The sequence below is a fragment of the Kluyvera sp. 1366 genome (assembly GCF_054823405.1).
Map to the genome: position 1 here is coordinate 436,619 of NZ_JBTRDW010000003.1, position 12,714 is coordinate 449,332.

Annotated in this window: 9 protein-coding genes; 2 read left to right on the forward strand and 7 right to left on the reverse strand. The window is 56.9% G+C overall.

Annotation, left to right across the window (positions count from 1 at the left end; translation table 11 throughout):
- Positions 1–60: 60 nt before the first annotated feature.
- Positions 61–1,245: an NO-inducible flavohemoprotein gene (hmpA, locus tag ACVLVH_RS08820; protein WP_498949207.1), complete on the forward strand. Its 1,185-nt coding sequence runs from the start codon at positions 61–63 to the stop codon at positions 1,243–1,245.
- 51 nt (positions 1,246–1,296) lie between these two features.
- Here the strand turns inward: hmpA and glnB are convergent, their stop codons facing one another.
- The 5 genes from glnB to purL all read right to left on the reverse strand — a co-directional run bounded on the left by glnB (position 1,297) and on the right by purL (position 9,648).
- On the reverse strand, positions 1,297–1,635 hold the full coding sequence (gene glnB, locus ACVLVH_RS08825; protein ID WP_007886217.1) for a nitrogen regulatory protein P-II: 339 nt from the start codon (positions 1,633–1,635) through the stop codon (positions 1,297–1,299).
- Positions 1,636–1,710: 75 nt separating this feature from the next.
- The gene (gene glrR, locus ACVLVH_RS08830; protein WP_101763469.1) at positions 1,711–3,042 is read right to left on the reverse strand and encodes a two-component system response regulator GlrR; all 1,332 of its coding nucleotides are present in this window, start codon (positions 3,040–3,042) and stop codon (positions 1,711–1,713) included.
- Between the two features lie 2 nt (positions 3,043–3,044).
- Positions 3,045–3,716, reverse strand: a complete 672-nt coding sequence (gene qseG / locus ACVLVH_RS08835; protein WP_101763468.1) for a two-component system QseEF-associated lipoprotein QseG — start codon at positions 3,714–3,716, stop codon at positions 3,045–3,047.
- 3 nt (positions 3,717–3,719) lie between these two features.
- Positions 3,720–5,147 (reverse strand): sensor histidine kinase, encoded by a 1,428-nt coding sequence (locus ACVLVH_RS08840; protein ID WP_101763467.1) that lies wholly within the window; start codon positions 5,145–5,147, stop codon positions 3,720–3,722.
- A gap of 610 nt (positions 5,148–5,757) precedes the next feature.
- Positions 5,758–9,648 carry a phosphoribosylformylglycinamidine synthase gene (gene purL / locus ACVLVH_RS08845; RefSeq protein ID WP_498949209.1) on the reverse strand — a complete coding sequence of 1,297 codons (3,891 nt, stop codon included), beginning with the start codon at positions 9,646–9,648 and terminating at the stop codon, positions 5,758–5,760.
- A gap of 270 nt (positions 9,649–9,918) precedes the next feature.
- On the opposite strand from purL, the gene mltF reads away from it, so the two are divergent.
- Positions 9,919–11,376, forward strand: a complete 1,458-nt coding sequence (gene mltF, locus ACVLVH_RS08850) for a membrane-bound lytic murein transglycosylase MltF (protein WP_110868275.1) — start codon at positions 9,919–9,921, stop codon at positions 11,374–11,376.
- Here mltF and tadA read toward each other — a convergent pair.
- Positions 11,373–11,867: a tRNA adenosine(34) deaminase TadA gene (tadA, locus tag ACVLVH_RS08855; RefSeq protein ID WP_192411380.1), complete on the reverse strand. Its 495-nt coding sequence runs from the start codon at positions 11,865–11,867 to the stop codon at positions 11,373–11,375. The genes mltF and tadA overlap by 4 nt on opposite strands.
- Before the next feature lie 64 nt (positions 11,868–11,931).
- Positions 11,932–12,570: a phosphatidylglycerophosphatase C gene (gene yfhb / locus ACVLVH_RS08860; RefSeq protein WP_192232985.1), complete on the reverse strand. Its 639-nt coding sequence runs from the start codon at positions 12,568–12,570 to the stop codon at positions 11,932–11,934.
- Between the last annotated feature and the right edge of the window lie 144 nt (positions 12,571–12,714).

Below are 12,714 nucleotides of genomic sequence, written 5' to 3' on the forward strand. Positions count from 1 at the left end.
TTCGATTACCCATAAGATGCATTTAAAATACATGTTTAAATTCACTCTGAGGATTTCACCATGCTCGACGCGCAAACCATCGCTACCATCAAATCGACCTTGCCCGCGATTGCCCAGGTTGGACCGCAGCTGACCGGCCATTTCTACCAACGTTTACTGACGCAACATCCTGAACTGAAAAACGTATTCAACATGAACAATCAGCGCAGCGGCAATCAGCGGGAAGCGTTGTTTAACGCCATTGTGGCTTATGGCAGCAACCTGGAAAATTTGGCCGTACTGTTGCCGGCGGTGGAGAAAATCGCGCAGAAGCATGCCAGCCTGAACATTCAGCCCGAGCAGTATGCGATTGTGGGTGAAAACCTGCTGGCGACGATTGATGAGCTGCTGCATCCGGGTGAAGAAGTGCTGACCGCATGGGGCAAAGCGTACGGCGTGCTGGCCGATGTGTTTATCCAGCGTGAAGAAGCCATCTATTCGGCCTCCGAAGAGAAAACCGGCGGCTGGCGCGGTGCGCGTGATTTTCGTATTCGCGCTATCAATCAGGAGAGTTCGGTGATCAAGAGTTTTGAACTGGTGCCAAACGACGGTAAGCCGGTGGCAACCTTTCTGCCAGGGCAGTATCTGGCCATCAGCCTACAACCGGCAGGCTGTGAAAATATTCAGCATCGCCAGTATTCGCTGACGCACCAGCCAAATGGGCAATTTTATCGCATCGCGGTTAAACGCGAAGCGCTGGGCAGCGTGTCGGGCTGGCTGCATGATCGTGCGCAGGTGGGCGATATCGTGCAGTGCGCAGCACCAGCCGGTGATTTCATCCTGCAGGCTGAAGCCGCTACGCCGATTACGCTGATCTCTGCTGGCGTCGGCCAAACTCCAATGCTGGCGATGCTGGCTACTCTGGCGCAGCAGCAACATCCGGCGGCGGTTAACTGGCTGCACGCCGCGGAAGCTGGTTCGCAGCATGCGTTTGCTGAAGAGGTGAAATCCCTCGGCGCACGCCTGCCAAACTTCACCAGCCACGTTTGGTATCGGCAACCAGAAATTGCCGATGCCGGGCGTTACGACGCGCAGGGCTTGATGGATTTGGCGAGCGTGTCCTCCGCGCTGAACCAGGCCGATCGTCAATTCTGGATCTGTGGCCCGCTACCGTTTATGCAGTTTGTCGCACGTCAACTGGTCGATGCCGGCATCAATGCCGATCGCATCCACTACGAAGTATTTGGCCCGCACAAGGTGCTGTAAAACAAAAAAGCCTGCGCAAGGCAGGCTTTTACAGGCAATGCGCGAAGGGGCTTAAATCGCCTCTTCGTCCTCTTCACCGGTACGGATACGCACTACGCGCGCCACGTCAAAGACGAAGATTTTGCCGTCGCCGATTTTGCCGGTCTGCGCGGTTTTCATAATGGTTTCTACGCAGGTATCGACGATATCGTCACCTACCACCATTTCGATTTTCACTTTTGGCAGAAAATCGACCATGTACTCAGCGCCGCGATACAGCTCAGTGTGACCTTTCTGGCGACCAAAGCCTTTCACTTCACTGACGGTCATCCCGGTGATGCCTACTTCAGCTAAGGCTTCACGTACATCATCGAGTTTGAATGGTTTGATAATTGCATCGATCTTTTTCATGACAGATCCTTTTTTACTCCCTCCATGATGGACGGATACCGTTAGTATAATTGTTCCTGACGCTGCCGCAGCAAGCTACTCTTTAAATTCGCTGGCGTCCAATTCATGGCGCGACAGCAGCTTATAGAATTCAGTGCGGTTACGTCCAGCCAGACGCGCAGCGTTGGTGACATTTCCTTTGGTCATCTGCAGCAGTTTACGCAGATAGTTCAGCTCAAACTGATTTCGTGCTTCGACGAAAGTCGGCAGCGCGGTATTTTCCCCCGCCAGCGCCTGTTCAACCAGGGCATCACCGATGACCGGCGCGGTACTCAAGGCGACGCACTGTTCAATCACGTTGACCAGCTGACGTACATTGCCCGGCCAGGCGGCGCTGACCAGCCGCTTCATCGCATCAACCGAAAAGCTACGCACGAAAGGTTTATGGCGATCGGCGGATTGGCGCAGCAGATGATTCGCCAGCAGCGGGATATCTTCAGCGCGCTCGTGCAGCGCGGGAATTTTCAGATTCACCACGTTAAGACGATAGTAAAGATCTTCGCGGAAACTCTTCTTCTCCATCGCTTTGGGCAAATCGCGATGCGTCGCGGAAATAATCCGCACGTTGATATCCAGATCGCGGTTGCTGCCTAACGGCCGCACTTTGCGCTCCTGCAGCACACGCAGCAGTTTCACCTGCAGCGCCTGTGGCATGTCGCCAATCTCATCAAGAAACAGCGTGCCGCCTTCCGCCGCCTGGAACAGACCTTCACGTGCGCTGACCGCGCCGGTAAAGGCGCCTTTAGCGTGGCCAAACAGTTCGGACTCTAAAAGTTGTTCCGGCAGCGCACCACAGTTGATGGCGATGAACGGCTTGGTGGCGCGCGGGCTGGCGGCGTGAATCGCCTGCGCCAGCACCTCTTTACCGGTGCCACTTTGGCCGTTAATCAATACGCTGACGTCAGATTGCGCCACCATGTGCGACTGCTCCAGCAACCGCAGCATCTGCGGATTGCGCGTCACAATCGCTTCGCGCCAACCGTCATCGCTGATCGGTGCGCGCTGGGCCAGCGCTTCATCTATTGCTTTATACAAAGCGTCACGATCGACCGGTTTGGTCAGAAAACTGAACACGCCTTGTTGCGTGGCGGATACCGCTTCCGGGATCGAACCGTGCGCGGTGAGAATGATCACCGGCAAGCCCGCATGACGTTTCTGCACTTCGCCGAACAGCGCCAGACCATCCATTTCGTCCATGCGCAGGTCGCTGATCACCAAATCGACCTTCTCTTTCTGCAGATGGCGCAGGGCTTCCGGCCCGCTGGCGGCCGTCGCCACCTGATAGCCTTCGCTGCTCAGACGCATGCCGAGCAGTTTCAATAAGCCCGGATCATCATCCACCAGCAATAAACGCGCGGCTTGTTTCATGGTTACTGATCCTCACTTTGCACATCGCTGCCGCCGTGCGATGTGTCGCTGCTATCAGGCGCTTTACGCGACGACAGCTGGCGTTCAATGTCGGTTAAACGCTCTAACTTGCGTTGGGTATCGGCCAGCGACTGACGCATTTTGGTTTGCTGCTGGCGCAGGTTATCCATCTCCGCGTCATTGCTCTGCTGCAAAGCGGCGTAGCGTCCACGCGCTTCGCTCAGCTCCAGTTGGGCCGCCTGATTGCTGCGCCACAGCTGTAGCAACGGACGCACCGATGCAGGATAAGCCGCGCTGTAACCGTCTAAGGTAGTGACGAAATCACGGCGCTCAACTGGCGTGACGTTACCGTTCGCGAGCAAGATGCCCTGCTTGAAGGCGCGCGCCCAGCCTTGTACCGGCCAACGACGCGCTTCTGCACGCGCTTCGGCCGGCGATAAGCGCTCGGCGCAATCCATGGCGCGCTGCCAATAGAGCGGATTGCCTGCAGCGGCTGGCGTTTCGATTTGCCACACGTTTTGGCAATCGGTCGCCAGATAATCCGGCAGGCGTACCTCCGGTTCAGGCACGCTAACGCCATTATGCTGCGTACGATCTTGTGACGGTGCCTGGCAGGCGCTGAGGCCGAAAACCAGCACTGCACTGGCCACAAGTTTGAATAGGGTTAGTTTCATTAATCAGGCATTCCCGGCGCTGGTCGTCAGAATGATACGAAAACAGACATCCGCATCCTTGCGCGTTACCAACTGCAGATCGCCGTGCATCCTGCGCAGGCAATCTTTGGCGATGCTTAAGCCCAGCCCGCTGCCTTTGACCGGCCCTTTGCGCTGTTGGCTGCCCTGATAAAAGGGCTCAAAAATCATCGCCTGCTCTTCAGCCGGAATCGGTGTGCCGGTGTTTGCCACCTCAATCCACACCTGGTTGCCCTTCTGCTGGCTCTGCAGCCAGATGTTACCGGATTCACTGCCGTAGTTCACGGCGTTCGAATAGAGGTTATCGATCACCCGCTGCAGCAGCGTCGCTTCCGCCAGACAATGATGCACTTGCAGATCAACGTGGGTGGTCATCTCACGCGCATTGGCTGGCAACGAGTGCACTTTTACCACCGAATCAATGATCTCATTTAGCGCCACGGGCTTCAGCGCCATCGGTCCATCGGCCAGCTTGCGGTTGTAATCGAGCAACTGCTCAATTAGCCGCTGTAAATGACGGCTGCTGGTATCGAGAATCGCCACCACTTCCTGCTGCTCGGCATTCAGTGGTCCAGCGACCTGATCGGCCAGCAGTTCTGTGCCTTCACGCAGACTGGCAAGCGGCGTTTTCAGCTCATGCGACAGGTGGCGCAAAAATTCGTGGCGCTGCTCTTCCAGCCAGCTTAACCGCTCACTCAGCCAGACGATGCGCTGCCCCAACGAACGGATCTCACGCGGACCACGGAAACTGCCGCTATCGCCCAGCGCCTTACCTTCGCCCAATCGATTAATCATGCGTTCAACCCGCTTCACCGGACCGATGATCATCCCCGTGAACAGCAAAACCAGCACCAGGCTAATCAGGAACAGAATCAGCGCCTGCCAGCCAAAAAACTGACCGCGATCGGCGATTTCACGCTGCAGCTGTAAGCCGCGCGAAAATACCACTTCACGCGTTGCCTGCACCATTTGCGTGTTGGTATCGGAAAAACGCTCCAGCGCGCTGGCGGCTTGCGCCTCAGGATTGCCGTTATCGCACTGCAGTTGCTGCAGCGAAGGCAAGGTGGTTTGCAGCACTTTGAAGGAAGGCAGATCGGGCAAACTGGCAGCGTGACTGCTGAGCATTTGGCCGTAGCGCGTCCACTGCGTTTGATACAGCTTCGCCAGCGACGCATCGCCGAGCACGCAATATTGGCGGTAGCTGCGCTCCAGCTCCAGCGCGGTACGCGCCATCGCTTCGCTGCGACGCACATCGGTAAAGGTATTGCGGTTGGTATCCGCCGCCTGGTTGCTTAACGCCGAAAGACTTTCCCACGCTTGCCACGCCAGCACCAGTAACGGTAGCAGTACCAGCAGGAAAGCCATTAACACTAACTGCCGCAGGGATCGGGGAAACAGACGCCATTTCATCACAACCGCGCTTCCTTAAATGTGAGCTGCAGGCATGCTAGCGAAGTATCAAAACGGAAGAAAGGCCAGATATGAAAACGGCAGGCCTTTTGGCCTGCCGTGAGAGCGACGCCGCAGCATCGCTTGCAAAATAGGTGGAGCCTAACTCAACGTTGCGTCCGATGTTTGATAACGTTGCAAAGCAAACGATTATCGGTGAGGTGGACGACAGGCTCCGTTTGGTGCGTCATTCGGTTTTTATGAGCTCAGCCGCTGAAGCGGGGCAATCATAAACAGGTGAATGAGCCACGTAGGGAGTATAGCAAGTATCGTGCCAATAAATAAATAGCGTTTATTATCAGAGGAATGCCAGAGACGAAGCACTCTCCCAGAGAAAAGCGGACCGGACGGTCTGTGAAAAGTGTCGCTGATTAGCAACGTGTTTGTCGTGGTAATTTACTTGCTATATAAATCAATCAGTTAAATGTCACCTTTTGACGACAACGTATTGGCGGGATTGTCGTTATTTTCCGACAGTTTAGAGATTATGCGGATTTTAGTAAGGTCGCCATGAATGGCGGACCTGCAAAACGCGCAGAATAAAAAAGGCCGCTGTTTAGCGGCCTTTGTTTTGTTATCCCAACTGCTTACGCGCGTTGCGGAAGATACGCATCCACGGGCTGTCTTCGCCCCACTCTGCCGGATGCCAGGAGTTGCTCACGGTACGGAACACACGCTCTGGGTGCGGCATCATAATGGTGACGCGTCCGCTCTCGTTGGTTACCGCAGTGATGCCGTTAGGCGATCCGTTCGGGTTAGCCGGATAGCTTTCTGTCACTTTGCCGAAGTTATCGACGAAGCGCAGCGCCACCAAACCTTTGCTCTCCAGCTGTGCCAGATGCGCGCCGTCACGCACTTCGACATAACCTTCACCGTGCGATACCGCGATTGGCATATGCGATCCGACCATGCCATCCAGCAGCAGCGATGGGCTCGCCGCTACTTCAACCAGGCTGAAACGCGCTTCGAAACGCTCGGACTGGTTGCGCACAAAGCGTGGCCACAGCTCGCTTCCCGGAATCAGCTCGCGCAGGTTCGACATCATCTGACAACCGTTACACACGCCAAGTGCCAGCGTTTGTGGACGATGGAAGAAGTTTTCGAACTCATCACGCACGCGACCGTTGAACAGGATGGATTTCGCCCAGCCTTCACCCGCGCCCAGCACGTCACCGTACGAGAAGCCACCGCAGGCGACCAGCGCCTGGAACTCTTCCAGACCGCGACGGCCCGCCAGCAGATCGCTCATATGCACGTCAACTGCAGTAAAGCCCGCACGATGGAAGGCGGCGGCCATCTCTACGTGTGAGTTAACGCCCTGCTCACGCAGCACTGCCACACGCGGACGTGCGCCCGTCGCAATCATCGGTGCCGCAACATCTTCTTCTGGCTTGAAGGTCAGATGGACGTTCAGACCTGGGTCGTTATCGTCTTTCTTAGCTTCATGCTCCTGGTCGGCACAGGCTGGGTTATCACGCAGACGCTGCATCTGCCAGGTGGTTTCTGCCCACCAGGTACGCAGCGTGCTACGGCTTTCGCTGTACACCGCGCTGTCGCCAGAGCGGATCACGAAGCGATCGCCTGGCAGGGCTTTACCAATCACGTGCAGGTTAGCGCTCAGACCGTGGTCAGCGAACACCTTCTCGACGGCTGCATGATCCGCTGCGTTGATCTGCAGCACCGCGCCCAGCTCTTCGGTGAACAATGCGGCTAACGCATCGCTGCCCAACGCGGCAATATCGGCTTCGATACCGCAGTGACCGGTGAAGGCCATCTCCGCCAGCGTGACCAGCAGGCCGCCGTCAGAACGGTCGTGGTAAGCCAGCAGTTTCTGCTCGGCCACCAGCGCCTGAATGGCGTTGAAGAAGCCCGCCAGCTGCGTAGCATCACGCACGTCGGCAGGCTTATCGCCCAGCTGACGATAAACCTGCGACAGCGCAGTCGCGCCAAGGGTGTTCGCGCCGTTGCCGAGATCCACCAGCAGCAGCAGGTTGTCTTGATCCGCCTGCAGCTGCGGCGTCACGGTGCGACGCACATCTTCCACGCGCGCAAAGGCGGTGATCACCAGCGACAGCGGCGAGGTCATTTCGCGCTGCTCAGTACCTTGCTGCCAGCGGGTTTTCATCGACATCGAGTCTTTGCCCACCGGAATGGTGATACCCAGCGCGGGACACAACTCTTCGCCGACCGCTTTAACCGCCGCGTACAAGCCCGCGTCTTCGCCTGGATGACCGGCGGCGGCCATCCAGTTCGCAGAGAGCTTAACGCGTTGCAGCGAACCAATGGAGGTTGCGGCGATGTTGGTCAGCGCTTCACCGACGGCGAGGCGACCTGAAGCCGCGAAGTCGAGCAATGCGACGGGTGCACGTTCACCAAGCGAGAAGGCTTCACCGTGATAGCTATCGAGGCTGGCGGTGGTGACGGCGCAGTTCGCGACCGGAATCTGCCACGGTCCTACCATCTGATCGCGCGCCACCATGCCGGTTACGCTGCGGTCACCAATGGTGATCAGGAAGGTTTTTTCCGCCACGGTCGGCAGGTGCAGCACGCGATTCACCGCATCCGCTACGCTAATCCCGTCACGCTGCAGCGCTTCGCCGTTGGCCTGCTGGCTGGCAACATCACGCGTCATCTTCGGTGTTTTGCCCAGCAGTACGTCGAGCGGCATGTCGATTGGCTTGTTGTCGAAATGGCTGTCGGCGAGGTTCAGATGCAGCTCTTCGGTGGCTTCACCGATGACCGCATAAGGCGCGCGTTCACGCTGACACAGCTCGTCAAACAGCGCCAGTTTCTCCGGCGCGACCGCCAGCACATAACGTTCCTGCGACTCGTTACACCATACTTCCAGCGGACTCATGCCTGGCTCATCGCTTAGGATGTCGCGCAGGTTGAAGTTACCGCCACGATTACCGTCGCTCACCAGCTCTGGCATGGCGTTCGAAAGGCCGCCCGCGCCGACGTCGTGGATGAACAGAATCGGGTTGGCTTCGCCCAGCTGCCAGCAGCGGTCGATCACTTCCTGGCAACGACGTTCCATCTCTGGGTTGTCGCGCTGTACTGACGCAAAGTCGAGATCGGCATCCGATTGGCCTGATGCCATTGACGATGCCGCGCCACCACCCAGACCGATGTTCATAGCCGGGCCACCCAGCACGATCAGCTTGGCGCCGACCACGATCTCGCCTTTCTGCACGTGATCGGCACGGATGTTACCGATGCCGCCCGCTAGCATGATGGGCTTGTGATAGCCGCGCAGCTCCACGCCATTGTGGCTGTTGACGCGCTCTTCGTAGGTACGGAAGTAGCCGTTGAGGGCTGGACGACCAAATTCGTTGTTGAACGCCGCGCCGCCCAGTGGACCTTCGGTCATGATATCCAGCGCGGTGACGATGCGATCCGGCTTACCGAAATCCTCTTCCCACGGCTGTTCAAAGCCTGGAATACGCAGGTTCGATACCGAGAAACCGACCAGACCGGCTTTGGGCTTCGCGCCACGTCCGGTTGCGCCTTCATCACGGATTTCGCCACCAGAACCGGTCGCGGCACCCGGCCATGGTGAAATGGCGGTTGGGTGGTTATGGGTTTCGACTTTCATCAGGATATGTGCGGCTTCCTGATGGAATTCATATTCGCCCTTCTGCGCATCGGCGTAGAAGCGGCCAACCTCAGAACCTTCCATTACCGCAGCGTTGTCTTTATAGGCAGACAGCACGTGCTCAGGATTGTGTTCAAAGGTGTTTTTAATCATTTTAAATAGCGACTTCGGCTGCTTTTCGCCGTCGATAATCCAGTCGGCATTGAAGATCTTGTGACGACAGTGCTCGGAGTTTGCCTGCGCAAACATGTAAAGCTCGATGTCGTTTGGATTGCGGCCCAGCTTAGTAAAGGCATCAAGCAGGTAATCGATCTCATCATCAGCCAGCGCCAGGCCCAGCGTGGTGTTGGCCTGCTCCAGCGCGCGGCGGCCTGCGCCCAGCACGTCAACGCTTTTCAGCGGCTGCGGCTGATGGTGAGCAAACAGCTGCTGCGCATCGTTGAGATCAGCGAACACCGTTTCCATCATGCGGTCATGCAGCAGGCTCGCCAGCTGCTGCCACTGTGCTTCCGTCAGCTCAGGTGCCTGCACATAGAAGGCCATACCGCGCTCAAGACGCAATACCTGTGGCAGATCGCAGTTATGGGCGATGTCGGTGGCTTTCGATGACCACGGTGAGATGGTGCCGGGACGCGGCGTTACCAGCAACAGACGCCCTTGTGGCGCGTGTTCGGCGAGAGAAGGACCGTATTTCAGCAGGCGTTGCAGGCGGGCTTGCTCATCCGCGCTGAGCGGTGCACTAACATCGGCAAAATGGACGTACTCGGCGTAAATATCACTCACCGGAAGGTGAGCGTCCTGAAAGCGGGTCAGCAGTTTGTTTACACGAAATGCCGACAGAGCGGGCGAACCACGCAGAATTTCCATCATTAAAGATCTCTCGTCTTTGAAGTGCCGGGCGACGCTTCATTGGGCGCAACAGGGGAAAACGGGCGGTATTATAGAGAAACAGCTCGGGTTACGAAACCGTTTGCGCATAAATTCTGGCGCCTGGCGTTTGGCTGAATTTTGCACAATTCTTGCTATAAAAGTTGCCCTGCCCCTTTTTGTTGCGCAAAATGCCCCTCGCTCTGGGAGTTAAAACAACATAAATACTGCCTTTAAAAGACAGAGGCCTGTGAGCCATTACGAGACAACTATTTGAAACGCCTAAAAATAAACTATCTGTTTATCGGTCTGATCACCGTGCTACTTGCGCTAGCATTGTGGCCTTCAATCCCGTGGTACGGGGGCGGAACAGACGCGCTATCACAGATCAAATCACGCGGAGTGCTGCGCATCAGTACCGTTAACTCTCCGCTGACTTACTACACCATTAACAATGCACCAGCCGGTATGGATTACGAGCTGGCGAAGCGCTTCGCCGATTACCTTGGCGTAAAACTGGAAGTTGAGGTGCGTCCTAATCTCGGCGATCTGTTTGACGACCTCGATGACGGTAAAGCGGATTTGCTGGCGGCCGGCTTGATCTACAACAGCGAGCGCCTCGCACACTACCAAAGTGGCCCGAGCTACTATTCGGTGTCCCAGCAGCTGGTGTACCGCATCGATAAGCCTCGTCCGAAGAATCTCGGCGATCTCAAAGGCCGCCTGATTGTGCAGTCCGGTTCGGCATATCTGTCAACTTTACGTTCCGCCAAAGCTGACAGCTATCCCGATCTCGACTGGGCGATCTCCACCGATCAGGGTCAGAAAGCGCTGCTTGAAGCGGTTGCTGACGGCAAACTCGATTACACGGTGGGCGATTCGGTCACCATCGGCCTGCTGCAGCGCATTCATCCGCAGCTGGCGGTGGCGTTTGATGTGACTGACGAAGAGCCGGTCACCTGGTATTTACCGCGTAACGAAGACGACAGCCTGAGTGCGGCGATGCTCGACTTCTACAGCCAGATGGGCGAGGAAGGCACGATGGCGCGGCTGGAAGAGAAGTATCTCGGCCACGTTGGCACCTTCGATTACGTTGATACCCGCACCTTCCTGCGCGCCATTGATAACACGCTGCCGGATATCAAACCGCTGTTTGAGAAATATTCCGCCAGCATGGATTGGCGTTTACTGGCGGCGATCTCTTATCAGGAGTCGCACTGGAATCCGCAGGCCACATCGCCAACCGGCGTGCGCGGCATGATGATGTTGACGCGTAATACCGCCGACAGCCTTGACGTCAACGATCGCCTCGATCCCGAACAGAGCATTCGCGGCGGCAGCGAATATCTCAAGCGCATGATGGAGAAAGTCCCGGAAACGATTCCTGAAGATGAACGTATCTGGTTCGCGCTGGCGGCATATAACATGGGCTATGCGCACATGCTGGACGTACGCAAGCTGACGGCGAAACAGGGCGGCAATCCCGACAGCTGGGCCGACGTGAAGCTGCGTTTGCCGATGTTGAGCCAGAAGCGCTATTACACGCAAACCACCTACGGCTACGCGCGCGGCCACGAAGCTTATAACTACGTGGAGAATATCCGTAAATATCAGATCAGTTTGGTAGGATATTTGCAGGAACAGGAGAAGCGTTTAGCGCAGCAGTCGGCACTGGAAGCGGAGTTAGGCGCCGGTTACCCGGCGGTCGAACCGAAAATTGCGATGAATTAACCGGTGCGCTGCGCCTGACGCAGCGCCTTCTTCTGCTCGCGACGCATGCGGAAAAAGTCACTCAGCATCCCGGCACACTCTTCCGCCAGCACACCGCAATCAATCTGAATTTGGTGATTCATGCCGGGATGACCAATCACATCCAGCAGTGAACCGGCCGCGCCGGTTTTCTCATCTTTAGCGCCGTACACCAGCCGCGTGATGCGGCCATGCACCATCGCACCGGCGCACATCACGCAGGGTTCCAGCGTGACGTACAGCGTGGTATCCAGCAGACGATAGTTTTCCAGTACTTTGCCGCCCTGACGCAGCGCCATAATCTCGGCATGTGCGGTGGGATCGTGCTGACCAATCGGCCGGTTCCAGCCCTCGCCAATCACCTTGTCGCCCTGCACCAGCACCGCACCAACCGGCACTTCGCCCTGCTCCCACGCGCGCTTCGCCAGTTCCAGCGCATAACGCATCCAATATTCATCAGTTTGTGGGTTCACCGGGCAACTCCTGCGGGCAATAAAGGCGGCGCATTATAGCGATGCTGCTGCCGGAATCGAAGCGTTATTCCAGCTGTTGCAGCTCACCGCGCGGCGTGACGCGCCAGCGGTGCTGACAGAAGAACAGCAGCGGGTTGTCCTGTTTGCTGTCGCTGTAGCCGCTATACAGTTGCAGCGGCGTGCCGATTTTCTCCTCCAGCTGTGCCACCTTTTCATGGCCGAGGCAGCGCATCGACAGCAAACGTCCGCCGCGGCCCGGTTTCATCTGGCTGGCAATCAGCTGTACGCGCGGCAGGAAGGCCGAGTCGAAATAGACTTGCTCCACCAGCGACTGCGGCGAACCGGTAATCAGCCAGACATCGGCATCGCTGCTGCTGAGATAGTCGGTGAGCCGCTGCTGCACCACCGGAAACGCAGTAACACGCTGGCGGAACCACTCAGCGAATTCCGCCTCACGCTGGCGCAGACGTTTTTCGCTGTGGCCAAAGGTAATCGCCCACAGTAACAAACTCATTGGCCAGCGTGCGGCGCGGCCTTTGATCAGCATGCCAAGACCAATCACCGGTAACAGCGGCACCACCAGCAGCAGATTGATCGGCTGACGTCGCAGCAGATAGCGCATAAAGGTGCCAAACATGTCTTGCTGATGCAGCGTGCCATCGAGATCGAAAAACACCACGCGTCGTTGTGTACCCTTTGTCAAACAGCACTCCTTCTCTATCCTTCGTGGTTTCTGCACTACAGTGTAGCCAGCTTCGGCGTTCAGGGCGAAAGCTGCTATTTTTAATTCCAGTGACTACAATGCCATTTGAATAGTTTATTCTTCGCGTTTACGCGCTGTTTGCGG